The 17,023-nt window shown below is 51.9% G+C and carries 16 protein-coding genes and 1 pseudogene; 8 read left to right on the top strand and 9 right to left on the bottom strand.

Features of this window, described 5'->3' with window-relative positions; genetic code table 11:
- Nucleotides 1-193: 193 nt before the first annotated feature.
- Nucleotides 194-2,365 carry a YgiQ family radical SAM protein gene (locus tag ACH0VJ_RS10810; RefSeq protein ID WP_001274458.1) on the top strand — a complete coding sequence of 724 codons (2,172 nt, stop codon included), beginning with the start codon at nt 194-196 and terminating at the stop codon, nt 2,363-2,365.
- Nucleotides 2,366-2,567: 202 nt separating this feature from the next.
- Complete coding sequence (locus ACH0VJ_RS10805; RefSeq protein WP_000525382.1) at nt 2,568-2,762, top strand: hypothetical protein; 195 nt, start codon at nt 2,568-2,570, stop codon at nt 2,760-2,762.
- A gap of 157 nt (nt 2,763-2,919) precedes the next feature.
- Here the strand turns inward: ACH0VJ_RS10805 and ACH0VJ_RS10800 are convergent, their stop codons facing one another.
- From ACH0VJ_RS10800 to yqhD, 4 genes and pseudogenes are all read right to left on the bottom strand, one after another.
- The gene (locus ACH0VJ_RS10800; protein ID WP_000128242.1) at nt 2,920-3,375 is read right to left on the bottom strand and encodes an HIT family protein; all 456 of its coding nucleotides are present in this window, start codon (nt 3,373-3,375) and stop codon (nt 2,920-2,922) included.
- A gap of 44 nt (nt 3,376-3,419) precedes the next feature.
- Nucleotides 3,420-4,905: pseudogene (locus ACH0VJ_RS10795) on the bottom strand (DASS family sodium-coupled anion symporter).
- Nucleotides 4,906-5,070: 165 nt separating this feature from the next.
- Nucleotides 5,071-5,898, bottom strand: a complete 828-nt coding sequence (gene dkgA / locus ACH0VJ_RS10790; protein ID WP_000013100.1) for a 2,5-didehydrogluconate reductase DkgA — start codon at nt 5,896-5,898, stop codon at nt 5,071-5,073.
- A gap of 105 nt (nt 5,899-6,003) precedes the next feature.
- Nucleotides 6,004-7,167: an alcohol dehydrogenase gene (yqhD, locus tag ACH0VJ_RS10785; RefSeq protein ID WP_001058720.1), complete on the bottom strand. Its 1,164-nt coding sequence runs from the start codon at nt 7,165-7,167 to the stop codon at nt 6,004-6,006.
- A gap of 192 nt (nt 7,168-7,359) precedes the next feature.
- Here yqhD and ACH0VJ_RS10780 point away from each other — a divergent pair, with 192 nt between their 5' ends.
- Entirely contained in the window at nt 7,360-8,259 is a 900-nt protein-coding gene (locus tag ACH0VJ_RS10780) for an AraC family transcriptional regulator (protein ID WP_001078198.1), read from the top strand.
- Between the two features lie 63 nt (nt 8,260-8,322).
- On the opposite strand, the gene yghB is transcribed toward ACH0VJ_RS10780, so the two are convergent.
- Nucleotides 8,323-8,982 (bottom strand): DedA family general envelope maintenance protein YghB, encoded by a 660-nt coding sequence (gene yghB, locus ACH0VJ_RS10775; protein ID WP_000268441.1) that lies wholly within the window; start codon nt 8,980-8,982, stop codon nt 8,323-8,325.
- A gap of 139 nt (nt 8,983-9,121) precedes the next feature.
- Nucleotides 9,122-10,309 carry a cystathionine beta-lyase gene (gene metC / locus ACH0VJ_RS10770; RefSeq protein WP_000130261.1) on the bottom strand — a complete coding sequence of 396 codons (1,188 nt, stop codon included), beginning with the start codon at nt 10,307-10,309 and terminating at the stop codon, nt 9,122-9,124.
- A 251-nt stretch (nt 10,310-10,560) separates the two neighbouring features.
- On the opposite strand from metC, the gene exbB reads away from it, so the two are divergent.
- Together exbB and exbD are read left to right on the top strand one after the other, a co-directional pair.
- Nucleotides 10,561-11,295 carry a tol-pal system-associated acyl-CoA thioesterase gene (gene exbB, locus ACH0VJ_RS10765; RefSeq protein ID WP_000527859.1) on the top strand — a complete coding sequence of 245 codons (735 nt, stop codon included), beginning with the start codon at nt 10,561-10,563 and terminating at the stop codon, nt 11,293-11,295.
- A gap of 6 nt (nt 11,296-11,301) precedes the next feature.
- Nucleotides 11,302-11,727 carry a TonB system transport protein ExbD gene (gene exbD / locus ACH0VJ_RS10760; RefSeq protein WP_001251476.1) on the top strand — a complete coding sequence of 142 codons (426 nt, stop codon included), beginning with the start codon at nt 11,302-11,304 and terminating at the stop codon, nt 11,725-11,727.
- A gap of 113 nt (nt 11,728-11,840) precedes the next feature.
- Here exbD and ACH0VJ_RS10755 read toward each other — a convergent pair whose 3' ends face one another.
- From ACH0VJ_RS10755 to ACH0VJ_RS10745, 3 genes are all read right to left on the bottom strand, one after another.
- A complete protein-coding gene (locus tag ACH0VJ_RS10755; RefSeq protein WP_000019032.1) occupies nt 11,841-12,725 on the bottom strand; it encodes an SDR family oxidoreductase in 885 nt (294 codons plus the stop codon).
- A 123-nt stretch (nt 12,726-12,848) separates the two neighbouring features.
- On the bottom strand, nt 12,849-13,253 hold the full coding sequence (locus ACH0VJ_RS10750; protein WP_000665658.1) for a hypothetical protein: 405 nt from the start codon (nt 13,251-13,253) through the stop codon (nt 12,849-12,851).
- Nucleotides 13,240-13,650 carry a hypothetical protein gene (locus tag ACH0VJ_RS10745; protein ID WP_000936446.1) on the bottom strand — a complete coding sequence of 137 codons (411 nt, stop codon included), beginning with the start codon at nt 13,648-13,650 and terminating at the stop codon, nt 13,240-13,242. The genes ACH0VJ_RS10750 and ACH0VJ_RS10745 overlap by 14 nt, the downstream gene beginning before the upstream one ends.
- Nucleotides 13,651-13,753: 103 nt before the next feature.
- On the opposite strand from ACH0VJ_RS10745, the gene ACH0VJ_RS10740 reads away from it, so the two are divergent.
- The 3 genes from ACH0VJ_RS10740 (at nt 13,754) to ACH0VJ_RS10730 (ending at nt 16,980) form a co-directional block, all read left to right on the top strand.
- Entirely contained in the window at nt 13,754-14,257 is a 504-nt protein-coding gene (locus tag ACH0VJ_RS10740; protein ID WP_001536683.1) for an ESA_00282 family adhesion-associated protein, read from the top strand.
- A gap of 278 nt (nt 14,258-14,535) precedes the next feature.
- Nucleotides 14,536-15,030: a TIGR00645 family protein gene (locus ACH0VJ_RS10735; RefSeq protein WP_000439338.1), complete on the top strand. Its 495-nt coding sequence runs from the start codon at nt 14,536-14,538 to the stop codon at nt 15,028-15,030.
- Between the two features lie 306 nt (nt 15,031-15,336).
- Nucleotides 15,337-16,980, top strand: coding sequence for a methyl-accepting chemotaxis protein (locus ACH0VJ_RS10730; RefSeq protein ID WP_001238437.1), 1,644 nt, complete (start codon nt 15,337-15,339; stop codon nt 16,978-16,980).
- Nucleotides 16,981-17,023: the final 43 nt, after the last annotated feature.

Raw genomic sequence — 17,023 nt, 5'->3', positions numbered from 1 at the left:
TATAATTAATTGCATACCAATTTGAAGATATTCATAAGACCAATTTCAAACACCTCAGGCCAGGCCGTTGAAAGTTGTTTCTATTTCGCGCCAGCCCTGCATATAAGGCGATAATCTCCTTCATTTTCGCTATAGATACGGCTTATAATCCCCGACCTTTGATTATTTTTTTGCCAATCGTTTTGGAAGCAATATGAGCGCTATCTCCCTGATCCAACCGGATCGCGACCTTTTCTCCTGGCCGCAGTACTGGGCCGCCTGCTTTGGGCCGGCGCCGTTTTTGCCGATGTCACGTGACGAGATGGATCAACTTGGCTGGGATAGCTGCGACATTATTCTGGTAACCGGCGACGCCTACGTCGACCATCCGAGCTTCGGCATGGCGATTTGCGGTCGTATGCTGGAAGCGCAGGGCTTCCGCGTGGGGATCATCGCCCAGCCGGACTGGAACAGCAAAGACGACTTTATGCGTCTGGGAAAACCGAACCTGTTCTTCGGCGTCACCGCCGGCAACATGGACTCGATGATCAACCGTTACACCGCTGACCGTAAGCTGCGCCACGATGACGCCTACACCCCAGATAACGTCGCGGGCAAACGCCCGGACCGCGCCACGCTGGTCTATACCCAGCGTTGCAAAGAAGCGTGGAAAGATGTCCCGGTGATCCTCGGCGGCATTGAGGCCAGTCTGCGCCGTACCGCGCATTACGACTACTGGTCTGATACTGTGCGTCGTTCAGTGTTAGTCGATTCCAAAGCCGACATGCTGATGTTTGGCAACGGCGAGCGTCCACTGGTGGAAGTGGCGCATCGTCTGGCAATGGGCGAAACCATCGATCAGATTCGTGATGTGCGTAACACTGCGATTATGGTTAAAGAAGCGCTGCCAGGCTGGAGCGGCGTCGACTCCACTCGTCTGGACACGCCGGGTAAAATCGATCCAATTCCCCATCCCTATGGCGAGGATCTGCCGTGCGCGGATAACAAGCCAGTCGCGCCGAAAAAGCAGGAAGCTAAAGCGATTACCGTGCAGCCGCCGCGTCCGAAGCCGTGGGAAAAAACCTATATCCTGCTGCCATCCTTTGAAAAGGTGAAAGGCGACAAGGTGCTGTACGCCCATGCGTCGCGTATTCTGCATCACGAAACTAACCCTGGCTGCGCGCGGGCGCTGATGCAAAAACACGGCGACCGCTATGTCTGGATCAACCCGCCCGCCATACCGCTCTCCACTGAAGAGATGGATAGCGTGTTTGCGCTGCCGTATCAGCGTGTGCCGCACCCGGCTTACGGCAATGCCCGTATTCCGGCCTATGAGATGATCCGCTTTTCGATCAATATCATGCGCGGCTGCTTTGGCGGCTGCTCTTTCTGCTCGATCACTGAACATGAAGGGCGCATCATTCAGAGCCGCTCGGAAGACTCTATTATCAACGAGATCGAAGCGATCCGCGACACGGTGCCGGGGTTTACCGGCGTGATCTCCGATCTGGGCGGTCCTACCGCGAACATGTATATGCTGCGCTGTAAGTCGCCGCGTGCGGAGCAGACCTGTCGTCGCCTGTCATGCGTCTATCCGGATATCTGTCCGCATATGGATACTGACCATACGCCGACGATCAATCTTTATCGCCGCGCCCGTGAGCTGAAAGGCATTAAGAAAATCTTAATTGCCTCCGGCGTGCGCTACGACATCGCTGTAGAAGATCCTCGCTACATTAAAGAGCTGGCAAGCCATCATGTGGGCGGCTATCTGAAGATTGCGCCGGAGCATACTGAAGAAGGTCCGCTGTCGAAAATGATGAAGCCGGGTATGGGCAGCTACGATCGCTTTAAAGAGTTATTTGACCTTTACTCTAAACAGGCCGGAAAAGAGCAGTATCTGATCCCGTATTTTATCTCCGCGCATCCGGGCACGCGGGACGAGGATATGGTGAATCTGGCGCTGTGGCTCAAGCGCCACCGCTTCCGTCTGGATCAGGTGCAGAACTTCTACCCGTCGCCGTTGGCGAATTCGACCACTATGTATTACACCGGCAAAAACCCGCTGGGTAAAATTGGTTATAAGAGTGAAGATGTGGTGGTGCCGAAGGGAGACAGGCAACGTCGCCTGCATAAGGCGCTGCTGCGTTATCACGATCCGGCGAACTGGCCGCTGATTCGCCAGGCGCTGGAAGCGATGGGGAAAAAGCATTTGATTGGCGGTCGCCGTGAGTGTCTGGTGCCTGCGCCGACCATTGAAGAGATGCGCGAAGCGCGTCGCCAGAACCGCAACACGCGCCCGGCGTTGACCAAGCATACGCCGGTGGAACATCAGCGGCAGGGGCTTGCTGCGAATAAGAAGCGCGGGAAAGGCGCAGGGCGTTAATTACCTTTGAATCTGTTGCTTCTGGAAGCTAATGTTTCTGGAAGTAACAGACATCTAAATATATTGTGTCGATCTTTAGTAATTGCTAAATTACGGGGAGCTTTATATTTTATTTAAATATTATTGATTGTATAAATTAATTATATATTACCTTAATGATTAAGGCATGATGCTTGTATACAGCCCCAGAGGAGGGGATATCATGGGTATGATTATTATTCCCTGTTTTATCGTAATTGCTATAATAGCTGTTGTTATATTCATAATGGCTATTAAAGCATGTAATATGGAAAAACGTGAAGACAGGCAAATGACTCTTGCAGGGATAATTTTAATGGGTGTTATTGCCGCTATTCCTGGATGGTTTTTGTACGAAATATTTAGCCACGCGCCGTAATATTTAACCTACCAGGGTTGATATATTAAAATAGATAAGAAGTATATAATCTAAGGTATAATGCCTGAAGGCGCTGCGCTTATCAGGTCTATGAATAGCATAGTTTTGTAGGCCGGATAAGGTGCTTACACCGCCATCCGGCAGAAGTGCTCCGTATTTATGCCTCACGAATTCTGGCCGCCAGCGCGGCCAGTTTTTCATCATCAGCCCGTTCATGATCGTGTGACGACAGATATCCTTCATACTGTTCGAAAAATTTATTCTGCCGCGATTCAATCGGTTTCCAGTGGGTTAAATCGCCAGTACCGTGCATGGGGCTTAATTTACTGTGCACATGGTCTACGCCGAAACCTTCGAAGAACATTCCCGTACGACTGACATCCGGGAAAGCCTTATCCAGTTTCTTCGCCACTTTTTGGGTCGCCAGCATCAGGTCCGCTAACGCCTGCGGCGGTAGATCGAACGCGTAGCTGGGGTAATGTTTTTTCGGGATCACTACGGTAAACCCATCGGTATTCGGAAAAATCGACAAAAAAGCCAGGTGATGCTCATCTTCCCAAACTTTATGACAAGGTGCTTTACCTTCAACTATTTGACAGAAAATGCAGGTCATTCCATTTCTCCGTTAACCGAGGGGTTTATCGATGCGTTAAGCGTTTAATACAACCCCAGCACTTTCCACCATGCGAGGCCGACTGTCAAAAAGACCGCCTGATTAAAGAGACTGATAATAAATCCCGTTCGCCACCAGACGCCCGTCGGTACATAGCCGGCGCCAAAAAGAATGGGGCCGCGTGCGTGGGTATACTGCGTAAGAGAGCAGTACAGGCTGCTGGTAAACGCCAGCATAAGCGCCATCGGCGCTGCCGGTATATTCAGATGCAGACCGACACCCAGAAACACCGCATACAGCGCGGCGATTTGCGCGTTGCCGCTGGCGAAAAAATAGTGGGTATAAAAATAGGCTGCGTTAAGCAGCAGCAGAATGATTATCCAACTGGTTCCATGCATCGTACTGCCGATGCTGTCGCCAATCAGGTTGCCAAACCAACTGGTGAATCCTAGTTTCTTCAACTGGTTAGCCATCATCAGCAGCGCGGCAAACCAAATCAACGTATCCCAGGCGCCTTTTTCGCTTTTAACGTCTTCCCAGGTGAGCACGCCGCTCAGTAATAAAATCGAGAGACCGACAAAAGAGGCCGTCGTGGCATCCACGCCGAGCGAGCTGCCAAAAATCCATAGCACCAGCAACACGCCGACGGTCGCCAGCATGAGCCACTCGCCGCGCGTCATACTGCCCATTTGCGCCAGCTCTTTGCGCGCCAAATCCGGCGCATCCGGCGTATGTTTAATTTCCGGACGCGTCAGCCAGTAGACCAGCAGCGGGACGATAAGAAAAGAGACCAGGCAAGGCAGGAGCGCGGCGATAAACCAGCTTCCCCAGCTCAACGTAACGCCGGCGTTCGCCGCCAGTTTTACCGCCAGCAGGTTACCCGTATAACCGGTCATAAACAGTGCGGCGGTGACGTCGTTAACATTGCCAATACAGGTGATCAGAAAGGTGCCGATTTTGCTGCGAGACTCATCTTCCGGATGTGAATCAAAGCTGCGCGCCAGCGAGTCGGCGATCGGGTAAATCACGCCGCCGCAGCGCGCGGTGTTACTGGGCATCGCGGGGGAGAGGATCAGATCGGCAAACGCCAGACCATAAGCCAGACCCAGCGTTCGTTTACCTAACAGACGGATCATTTGTAGGGCGATACGCCGACCCAGCCCGGTTTTGATAAACCCACGGGCAATCATAAAGGCGACGACGATAAGCCAGATCAGCGAACTGTTCAGCTCGCTCAAGGCCGTGGTAATCGCGCCGCTGGCCGTTTTGTCGCCGGCAGCATAGGCGAGCGCAAAGACGGTGATGCCGATAATACCGACTGCGCCAATAGGCAGCACTTTCGCCACGATAGAGGCGATCGTCGCGACAAAAATAATCGCGGAATGCCAGGCCGGCGCGCTTAACCCGGAAGGGGGCGTTAGCTGCCACAGTCCGGCGGCGATAACCAGAATAAGAATAAATGGGAGCCATTTGACGCCCTGAGATTTTTTTTCCGCCACAATCACACATCCATAAATATTTTATATAAATTAAGTAAATTGATAATAATTATGAATAAATATTCATAAAATCAGAATAATTCTGCGCTTGTGTGTGGGGGAAATATACTGTTAAATGCGCGTAATTGTTTCTTAATATTTCGAAATGAAAAAAAGCCCGACGACATCGTCGGGCATGGCGTGCGATAAATCCGGCTTAACCGCCGAACTGATCCGGATCGGGGCCGAGGCGTTTTCCTTGATCCAGTTTTGCGATCTCGCCTAATTCATCTTTATCGAGACGGAAATCCCAGACAGCAAAGTTTTCCGCGATACGGGAAGGGGTGACGGATTTCGGAATGACGACCAGCCCGCAGTCCAGATGCCAGCGAATAACAATCTGGGCGGGCGTTTTGCCGTATTTATCCGCCAGTTCGCGAATCACTTTCTGATCGAATACGCCTTCGCCACCCTGCGCCAGCGGGCTCCAGGACTCGGTCTGGATTTTATGCGTCGCATTCCACGCATGTAGCTGGCGCTGTTGCATCAAGGGGTGAAGCTCGATCTGGTTGATCACAGGGGTAACGCCGGTTTCATCGATCAGACGCTGGAGGTGATGGATCTGAAAGTTACAGACCCCGATACTCTTTACCAGCCCCTCTTTTTGCAGCGCGATCATGCCCTTCCAGGCGTCGACATAGTGATCGATAGCCGGTACGGGCCAGTGCATCAGATAGAGATCGAGATAATCAAGTTGCAGTTTTTTCAGACTCTCCTGCAGGGCTTCGCGGGGACGTTTTTGATCGTCATTCCACAACTTAGTGGTGATAAACAGCTCTTCCCGCGCCACGCTCGCTGCTTTTAGCGCTTTGCCGACGCCTTCTTCATTCTGATATGCTGTGGCGGTATCAATCGATCGATAGCCCACCTCCAGCGCTTTATGAATCGCCGCGATCACCTCTTCATTGCTTGCTTTCCAGACTCCCAGCCCAAGTTGTGGCATTACGTTGCCATCCTGTAGCCTGATAATGGTTGGATTAGCCATGATGTGTTCCTCTTTTAATTGGCTCGCCGGAGTCGGGTCCGGCGAGACTAAGTGACTTAAGTCTGGACGAAATGGCCAAAAACGAAAGTCAGAGGCGAAAAAACCTTAGCGCGCCGCTTCATAAATCCGACGGCTGACATCCAGCGTAATATCCTGATTTTCACCTAAATTTGTGCATCCATGCGCCTCAAGTTTAGCCAGTAGCGCCGGAATAGTGCTGCCATCCAGACCGTAATCGGACAAGTGGGTAGGCACGCCCATCTGTTCAAAGAAACGGCGGGTGGCGGCAATGGCGGCATCAATACGCTCGTCGTCGGAACCGTCGGTGATATTCCATACACGTTCAGCGTATTGCAGGAGTTTTGCGCGTTTAACGTCTCGTTTTTCGTTCCATAGCGCAGGCAGAATGATAGCCAGCGTCTGGGCATGATCGAGACCGTGCATCGCGGTAAGCTCGTGGCCCAGCATATGCGTCGCCCAGTCCTGCGGAACACCAGCGCCAATCAGGCCATTCAACGCCTGAGTAGCGGCCCACATCACGTTGGCGCGGACGTCATAGTTTTCAGGCTCTTGCAGCGCTTTGGGACCTTCTTCGATCAGTGTGAGTAAAATACCTTCGGCGAAACGATCCTGAATTTTGCCGTTAACCGGGTAAGTGACGTACTGCTCAACGGTATGGACGAAAGCATCCACGACGCCGTTCGCAACCTGGCGTGGCGGCAATGTATAGGTGTAGACCGGGTCCAGTACGGCAAACACCGGTTGCACGAACGAGGAGTGGAAGGCCTGTTTGTCGCCAGTGGTTTTACGGGAAATGACTGCGCCGGCGTTCGATTCTGAGCCGGTTGCCGGTAGGGTTAGCACAGACCCCATCGGGATTGCGCTACGAATCTCAGTACCGCCGGTTTCCAGAATGTGCCACGGATCGACGCCGTCCGTATACTGCGCCGCTGCGGCGATAAATTTGGTGCCGTCCAGTACGGAACCGCCGCCAACGGCCAGCAGGAAGGTAATATTTTCGTCGCGCACAAGCTGCACGGCCTTCATCAGCGTTTCATAGGACGGGTTCGGTTCAATACCGCCAAACTCCCGAACATCCAGTCCTTTTAACGCTTCCTGAACTTGCGCCAGTACGCCGGTCTTTTTCACGCTACCGCCGCCATAGGTAATCAGCACGCGGGCGTCCTGCGGGATTTGATCGCGAAGATCGACGATAGCGCCTTTACCAAACAGAATGCGGGTAGGGGTATGTAATTTGAAATTGTTCATTGCTCATTCCCTTATGTGGGTAAAAAGAGGGCAGGCGGCTGTCTGCCTGATGGTCATCATTGTGGTCTTGTGAGGGATGTCTCTCAATGCACATTTCTGCCAATGTTTTGCCTATTTCTCCAGAATGCTGGAGAAAATCGCTAAAAATGCGCACAATCCAGCGGAGTGGATTTGATGAAAAAATGGCGCGTTATGAATCGTGAAGCAATTTGCTTACAGTTGGCGGATAAAATTAATCATTTAAAAAATAATGATAAAATAATCAGCGAGCGGCTGGCGGGCATTCGTCTGTTGTATGGTGTTGAACCGGGGCCGCGCACGCCGGTCATGTATCAGCCTGGCATCATATTTCTCTTTTCCGGCCATAAAATTGGCTATATTAACAAGCGCAAGTTTCGTTATGACGCTAATGAATATCTCTTACTGACCGTGCCGCTCCCTTTTGAATGCGAGACCTGGGCGACGCCGGAGGTACCGCTGGCCGGTATTCGGCTCGATATTGATGTGCTGCAACTGCAAGAGTTGCTCATGGACATTGGCGAAGATGAGCGTTTCCAGTTGCCGATGGCGGCCAGTGGGATTAACTCCGCCACGCTGTCGGACGAGATTTTATGTGCGGTGGAAAGATTGCTGGATGTGATGGAGCGCCCGCTGGATGCGCGGATTCTGGGAAAACAGATTATTCGCGAAATTCTTTATCATGTGCTGATGGGGCCGCGCGGCGGGGCGCTGCTTGCGCTGGTTAGTCGCCAGACGCACTTTAGCCTGATCAGTCGCGTACTTAAACAGATCGAAATGAAATACACCGAGAACCTGAATGTTGAGCAACTGGCGGCAGAAGCGAACATGAGCGTGTCGGCGTTTCACCATAATTTTAAGGCGGTCACCAGCACCTCGCCGTTGCAGTATTTAAAAAGCTACCGACTGCATAAAGCGCGGATGATGATGATTCACGATGGTATGAAGGCCAGCGCCGCGGCGATGCGGGTCGGCTATGAGAGCGCATCGCAGTTTAGCCGGGAGTTTAAACGTTATTTTGGCGTTACGCCGGGCGAAGATGCGGCAAGAATGCGGACAATGCAAGGGAGCTAAGTGGGGCATCCCGCCACGGGTCAACGAAGCGTAACCGGGCCATCCTGGCCGATTATGGATACGTCAGGCGTTACAGTATTTCTTTTTAATCACCACGACCAGCGTACCTAACAGCCCGGCGACCAGTAGCGCGACGGGAAGGATCATTAAAAATGTCATTACCTGGTCTTCATGGCGCTTAACAAACGGGATCATACTGAGCGCGTAGCCGAAGCTGGTCACGACAGTCACCCACAGCAGGCCGCTTAACCAGTTAAAAAACTGAAACCGGCGGTTGGACAGGCCGGAAATGCCCGCCATTGTTGGCAGCAGAGTGCGGACAAACGCCAGAAAGCGCCCGGCAAGCAATGCTAACAAACCGTGACGGTCAAACATGCAGGTGGCGCGCTGATGATATTTTGCCGGAAGCTGCGCCAGCCAGCCTTTGACGGTACGCGTATTACCGAGCCAGCGTCCCTGGATATAACTTAGCCAGCAGCCGAGACTGGCCGCGGCGGTGAGAATGCCAATCGTCGGCAAAAAATGCATCACATCCTGGGCGATCAACGCGCCTGCCAGTAGCAGCAGACTATCGCCAGGTAAGAATGATGCTGGCAGCAGACCGTTTTCTAAAAATAGCGTGGCGAACATGACAAAGTAGACGACGCTAACAACGTGTGGATTCGCCAGCGCGGCAAAATCATGTTGCCAGAGCGCAGCGATAATATCTTGAATGACAGCCATGAACTTTCCTGTGGAACAGCATTTATGCTTTTATTCGCCTATTGTACTCCTGAATCGTCCGGGATGCCTTGATCCCGGACGCAACAAACGCAGACTTTTCCACGGAAATTGTCTGCATATATGTCCATCCCCGGCAACTTTACACAATTCTGGCGAAGCCGGCGGCTAAATCAGCGATCAAATCATCAACACTCTCTAAACCAATATGCACCCGAATCAGCGTACCGGTAAAATCTACGCCGCCTGCGGGACGAATCGCGGCGATCTGTTCCGGCTGATTAGCAATAATCAGCGATTCGTAGCCTCCCCAGGAGTAAGCCATACTGAACAGCGAAAAGTTATCCAGATAGGCTGATAATTCTGCCTCGGTCAGCTTTTTATTGAGCACAAAGGAGAACAGGCCGCTGCTACCTGTAAAGTCTCGTTTCCAGAACGCATGACCTTTGCTACCCGGCAGGGCCGGATGATTAACGCGCGCGACCTGAGGATGGTTCGCCAGCCATGCGGCGATTTTGAGGCTGCTTTCTTGATGCTGGCGCAGTCGGACACCGAGTGTGCGCAGACCGCGGCTGGTCATATAAGCCGTGTCGGCGTCGAGCATTTGCCCCATCAGATAGGCGTTTTCCCGCAATTGTTCCCAGCAGCGCGCATTTGCAACGGCAGTACCGACCATCGCATCAGAATGACCAATCAGATACTTAGTGCCCGCCTGGATAGAGATATCAATATCGAATTCCAGAGCTTTGAACAGAACGCCAGCCGCCCAGGTATTATCAATCATGATGACGGCTTCTGGCGCGACGCGTCTGACCGCACTGACAATGCTCGGAATATCATGTACTTCCATGGTAATAGAACCGGGGGATTCCAGAAATACGACTTTCGTGTTCGGTTGAATATGTTGCGTGATATCAGCGCCGATGAGCGGGTCGAACCAGCTTGTCGTCACGCCCAGTTTGCCGAGAATTTTGCTGCAGAAATCCTGGCTGGGTTCATAGGCTGTGTTGGTCATCAGGATGTGGTCGCCCTGCTCAACGAATGCCAGAATGGTGTTGGCAACCGCCGCCGCGCCGCACGGGAAGAGCGCGCATCCGGCGCCGCCTTCCAGTTCACACATGGCTTCCTGGAGCGAAAAGTGGGTCAGCGTTCCCCGGCGTCCGTAAAATAATTCGCCGTTGGCGAGATTGCGGGTAGCGTGTTTTTTGGCCTCGACGGTGTCAAACACCAGTGAAGAAGCGCGTTGAATCACACTATTCACTGAGCCAAGCGTGTATTTTTTGCTGCGTCCTGCGTTTACCAGTTTGGTATCCAACTGTTTATCCGTCATGTTGCGTTTCCTGATTTTAACCGTCTGGATGTCTAAACTAGCATGAATATAACCATCTGCACCCTGGCGACGTGTGATACAGATGAAAATTTTGCCAAAATAAAAACAGGTGGCTTTTTTAATGCGTAAGCGCAAAGAAAAAGCAGTAAAGGTGCGGCAGTATGTAAATAGTAATGAGAACGACTATCAATTCGACGCCGTTTTGATATTATTATGCTCAGATTTTGTGATTTGCGTCCTGGAGATACAGAGTGGGTAATAATTTGATGCAGACGGATCTCTCCGTCTGGGGTATGTATCAGCACGCCGATATTGTCGTGAAGTGCGTGATGATTGGTCTGATTCTGGCGTCAGTCGTCACCTGGGCTATCTTCTTCAGTAAAAGCGTTGAATTTTTCACTCAAAAGCGCCGCTTAAAGCGCGAACAACTGCAATTAGCCGATGCGCGCTCTTTAGATCAGGCTTCCGACATTGCGGCAGGTTTCAGCGCAAAAAGCCTCAGCGCACAGCTCATCAATGAAGCGCAGAATGAACTGGAACTCTCTCAGGGCAGCGAAGATAACGAAGGGATTAAAGAACGTACCGGCTTCCGTCTGGAACGTCGCGTCGCAGCGGTGGGCCGCTACATGGGACGAGGCAACGGTTATCTGGCGACGATCGGCGCCATTTCCCCCTTCGTCGGGTTGTTTGGCACCGTATGGGGCATTATGAATAGCTTCATCGGTATTGCGCAAACGCAGACCACCAACCTGGCGGTGGTCGCTCCTGGTATTGCGGAAGCGCTGCTGGCGACGGCGATTGGGCTGGTAGCCGCGATCCCGGCGGTCGTCATTTACAACATCTTCGCACGTCAGATAGGCAGTTACAAAGCGACGCTGGGCGACGTGGCGGCGCAGGTATTGCTGCTGCAAAGCCGCGATCTTGATCTGAATGCGAGCGCCAGTGCGCAGCCGGTACGCGCCGCGCAGAAATTACGGGTAGGGTAATGCGTCATGGCAATGCGTCTTAACGAGAACCTGGATGACAACGGCGAAATGCATGAAATCAACGTGACGCCGTTTATCGATGTCATGTTGGTTCTGCTGATTATCTTTATGGTGGCTGCGCCGCTGGCGACGGTGGACGTCAAGGTGAATCTGCCCGCTTCTACCAGTACGCCACAGCCGCGTCCGGAAAAACCGGTTTATCTGTCGGTGAAAGCGGATAACACCATGTTTATCGGTAACGATCCGGTGACGGATGATACGATGATTGCCGAGCTAACGGCCCTGACGGAAGGGAAAAAGGATACTACGATTTTCTTCCGTGCGGATAAAACCGTAGAGTATGAAACCCTGATGAAAGTGATGGATATGCTGCATCAGGCGGGCTATCTCAAGATTGGTTTGGTCGGCGAAGAGACCGCGAAAGCGAAATAAATATTCTGCTGATACTGTAGGCCGGGTAAGGCGAAGTCGCCACCCGGCTTTTTTTATTGCCTAAGATGGCGCCTTGCTTAACAGAATTGCGCCACCTTAATCGACTTCATGCGTTAGCCTAAATGTTCCCCGCCGCACACGCCGTGCACTTCTGCGGTAACGTAACTGGATTCCTGGCTTGCCAGATAGACATACACCGGCGCCAGCTCTGCCGGTTGGCCGGCCCGCTTCATTGGCGTCTGCTGACCAAACTGCGGAATTTTATCCTGGGTTTGACCGCCGGAAATTTGCAGCGCTGTCCAGATAGGGCCAGGCGCGACAATATTCACACGAATTCCTTTTTCCGCCACCTGTTTCGCCAGGCCACGGCTGTAATTGAGGATTGCCGCCTTGGTTGCCGCATAATCCAGCAGGTGCGGACTGGGCTGATACGCCTGGATAGACGACGTTGTGATAATACTGGCGCCTTTTGGCAGCAGCGGAATCGCTTCCTGGGTTATCCAGAACAGAGCAAAAACGTTAACGGCGAAAGTTTGCTGAAATTGCTCGCTGGTCAGATCTTTTATCTCCGGGATTGCCGTCTGTTTACCGGCCACCAGCGCCAGAATGTCCAGCCCGCCCAGCGCTTCACGCGCCTTATGGACCAGCGAACGGGCGAAAGATTCGTCGCTAAGATCGCCTGGCAATAACACCGCTTTACGGCCGCACTCCTCAATCAGCGCTTTAACCTGCTGGGCGTCCTCTTCTTCCGCTGGCAGATAGTTGATCGCGACATCTGCGCCTTCACGCGCGTAAGCGATAGCGGCAGCGCGCCCAATCCCGGAGTCGCCCCCTGTCACCAGCGCCTTACGATCTTTAAGGCGACCACTGCCGACATAACTTTTTTCACCACAGTCAGGAACAGGCGTCATTTTCGCCTGGACGCCGGGCGCCGGCTGTTTTTGCTTAGGATACTCGCCGGTGTAATACTGCGTGGTAGGGTCGTATAGATGAGACATTGAGCTTCTCCCTTCAGGTTGAACACCCTTTAAGCGTAGACACTTTTACTACCGTAAGAGGGAGAATCAGAACGATCCTTATGCTTCGCCCGTATTCACAACAGAGTTAACTAGCCATGAAGGTTATTTTTCTCGCCGTGCGACGGTGGTGACGTTGCGCGTCCGGTAGTCGCCATCGGAAAGCTTACGCGTCAGACGTAGGGTTGCCGTCTCGCGAGCCAGCAGATGCTGCCAGTCACTTTCAAGACGAGACATAATTTTGTCTCGTAATTCAGGATGCTGCTCGATAATGGCATTGATGGTCGCGCCATAAATCTCCTCTTTGACCTGTAACGCATACATCTCCCGTCGGTTTTGCCACTTCAGGCGTACTAACGCCGCCGGTATGGATACCACCTCCTGCGTTACCTTTTCTAGGGTGGCATTTTTGCTGGCGATTAGCGCTGCAAGATTTTGCTTTAAGATAAATTCATCACTTTTATGGTTGTCTAAAGCCAAATAAACGTTATTGTCTTCAACTTCTTTCATCTTTATCTTCCAGTGAATAAAATAGCGGCATATTGGTTTCGCGAGTGATTAAATTAAGCCAAATGGCATTGCCTTTTTCATTTATCATTGCGGTTTTATCCGCCAGTATTTTACTTAGCGTTTGGGCATCAATATCGCCTTCTGCCTGTAGTGCGTTTATCAGGCGGGCAAACGTTTCAATTTTAGCCACACAATACAGACGTTCTTTAATATGACGGTCACGTTCTTCAAATAATACGTTTCTGTGTTGCCCGGCAGCGTTAGCGCTAATTAAAATATCGGGCTCATAATCGCTGAGTTTTGTCTTTCCCTTAGGCAAATTTTTACTGTTTTCTGTGGCTTCAGGGGGCGGCGATGACAGGCGAAAATGAGAGGAAACCAGATGCTCAGGAAGCATGACTAAATATCCTTTACGATCAGTGGTATACTATTTTTAATAGTGTGGGTTTCGTTGACAATAACATGGCGTAATTTTAAAATCAAAAAAAATGGAGCCTGCTATGAACAGTATTTTTTATTCTGTTATTATATTGCTATTACTGACCGGCGCGATACTCTTCCTGATGTGGGAGGTTAATAAAAAACGTCCTGGTGGAAAAGTCGTAAATTTAAATCAAACTGAACCCATGACAAAGGAAGAGGGCGAAGATCATTTCTCAGTATTAATGAATTCGATAACGCCGGTATGGTACTGGCGCGTTAACCATGAATATATCGATTTCCTTCATGCAACGATAAAACGAATGACAATGGCTGAGTTGAATGAAACGCCTGGATTATTTGACGCACAGCGTCGTTGCAGCGACCTTAACTCTGCCGTTTATAAGTATTACGACAATATTAAGAAGCGTTGTCTGAACGGAGAAAAGGTGCCGTATTCGGATTTGGACGTCCTTAATTTACGCCAGTGTTTTCGTGAGTTCAGTCTTGAAGCCTACCCGGCGTTGGTCGCACTGGTATGGCCGGAATATCAGCGCCCACAGGTTAAACCGGATGAGATTTAGAGCCTATCCCATTAGGGCTATTTTACTTGCCATTTTGGACCTGGGCAGTGCTCGCCAAAACGCGTTAGCGTTTTGAACGCCGCTAGCGGCGGCCCGAAGGGCGAGCGTAGCGAGTCAAACCTCACGTACTACGTGTACGCTCCGGTTTTTGCGCGCTGTCCGTGTCCAAACTGGCTGCGCCAATAACGCCTGGTGGGATAGGCTCTTAACTGCATGTTGATCTGATGTTGCATGGTTGAGATATACTGTTGCTGGTTTTAGTTACCTGACAGGTCCCTATGGAACGCTTTCTTGAAAATGTAATGTATGCGTCTCGCTGGCTGCTCGCGCCGGTGTATTTTGGCCTCTCTTTGGCGCTGATCGCTTTAGCGCTAAAATTTTTCCAGGAAATTCTACACGTTCTGCCGAACGTTTTTGCCCTGGCGGAAGCCGATCTGATTCTGGTGCTGTTATCGCTGGTTGATATGACGCTGGTCGGCGGGTTGCTGGTAATGGTCATGTTTTCCGGGTATGAGAATTTTGTCTCTCAGCTGGATATCACTGCGGGCAAGGAGAAGCTGAACTGGCTGGGGAAAATGGATGCGACGTCGCTAAAAAATAAGGTGGCGGCATCGATAGTCGCTATCTCTTCCATTCACCTGTTACGCGTGTTTATGGACGCGAAAAACGTCCCGGATAACAAATTAATGTGGTATGTCATCATCCATCTGACCTTTGTCCTGTCGGCATTTGTGATGGGCTATCTGGACAGATTGACGCGGCATAACCATTGAGCCGCCGTCCACGGCGGGGCAGTCGGGCAAAGGATGCTGAGCCCGGCTGTAAAACAGCGCTTCTTTAACGGTGGATAACCGTCTCCCTGCAGCCTTACGCAATATTTTTACTACATCTATTCATTTACTCAGTAATAACACTGAAAGATTTTCTCTGCGTTCACAGATATATAACATCTGCGGGTACGTAAACGGCGATAACTGTAAAAAAATGGAGAATGCATTATATATTCTCCGCGCCTTGCCGATAACGAGAGTGCGTCATCGTCTGATGACTAATCTCTTATATTCAGCAAGGAAATTCATATGCGTTTGCTGCAAAACTTTACTATTCGTATGGTCATGCTGACGATACTGGGACTTTTTTGTCTACTCTGGTCGGGGGTGGGGTTATACAGCGTCCATGCTTTATCCGAAGTTTCGGAAGGAAATGATATTGACCGGCATCTTGTGCGGCAAATGACGGTGCTAAGCCAGGGTAACGATCAATATTTCCGCTTTGTTACCCGCCTTAGCCGCGCGATGGATGTAAAAATCGGCGGCGGCACGCCCGATTTTGCGCCCGCCCGGCAGTCGCTCGAGAATATGCGTCAGAAGCTGGAGGAGATGAAAGCGCTATCGCCAGGGCCGATGAACCCTGATATCTCAAGGGAGGTCTTGTCCAACTGGCAGGCCTTGCTGGAGAAAGGCGTCGTTCCTCAAATGCAACTGGCGCAGCAAGGATCGCTGACCGCCTGGAGCGAACATGCCAGTACGGTCACGCCCGCACTCAGTCGCGCGTTCGGCGCCAGCGCGGAACGGTTTAGTCATGAAGCTGGCACCATGCTGGATAACACACGTGTGATGGTCGATGGTAAAACCTATACCATCCGCATCCTGCTTATCACGGCGGTGATTCTGGGCATTGCTATCCTGATTTTTACCGATCGCTATCTGGTTGCAATGATGGTGAAACCGCTGGAGCGCATCCGTCAGCAGTTTCAGCGCATCGCGCAAGGCGATCTTAGCCAGCCGATTGAAGCGTTGGGGCGTAACTGCGTAGGCCGGTTGGTGCCGCTACTGCGCGCGATGCAGGACAGTTTACGCGAAGCCGTGAGTACGATCCGCGCCGGAAGCGACAATATCTGGCGCGGCGCGACGGAAATTTCTACCGGTAATAACGATCTCTCTTCCCGAACGGAAGAACAGGCCGCCGCGCTGGAAGAAACTGCCGCCAGCATGGAACAGCTTACCGCAACGGTGAAAATGAACGCCGAACACGCCCGCCAGGCGAGTCAGCTTGCGGATGCCGCCTCGCTAACGGCAGGAAAAGGCGGTGAACTGGTTTCCGATGTGGTAGAAACAATGAACGGTATTTCCGCCAGTTCGCAGCAGATCGCCGAAATTACTACCGTGATTAATAGTATTGCTTTCCAGACCAATATTCTGGCCTTGAACGCAGCGGTAGAAGCGGCCAGAGCGGGCGAGCAGGGACGCGGCTTCGCGGTGGTCGCCGGTGAGGTACGTAACCTGGCCAGCCGCAGCGCGGGGGCGGCGAAAGAAATTGAAGCCTTAATTGGCGAATCGGTACGTCGCGTAGCGCAGGGCGCGCAGTTGGTCCAGGAGACCGGCGCGACGATGGACGCCATCCTGCGCGGCGTCACGGAAGTGACGACGATTATGAAACAGATCGCGTCCGCCTCCGAAGAACAGAGTAAAGGTATTTCTCAGGTTGGCGTGGCGATCACGCAAATGGATAGCGTTACGCAACAAAACGCCGCGCTGGTTGAGCAGGTTTCCGCGGCGGCGGCGGCGCTGGAACGGCAGACGGAGGATTTGCAACGCTCCGTACAGCAGTTCCGGCTTTCCGCTAGTGAGCCGCAACAACGCGTAACGGCGAAAGCGGCGCCTGGCGTTCAGAGAATGGCGTCGGCTCCCGCACAGTCTACTGATGAATGGGTTTCCTTCTGATGTGAAGCAAAAAAGCGCGTAATGCGCTGGCCTTCATTTAATT

Origin of the sequence: Salmonella sp. 2020_1459, assembly GCF_043847915.1 — a bacterium.
In the GTDB taxonomy this organism is placed as follows: Bacteria; Pseudomonadota; Gammaproteobacteria; order Enterobacterales; family Enterobacteriaceae; genus Salmonella; species Salmonella enterica.
The sequence above is the reverse complement of the archived record's forward strand: the minus strand, read 5'-3'. Positions and strand labels throughout refer to the sequence as shown.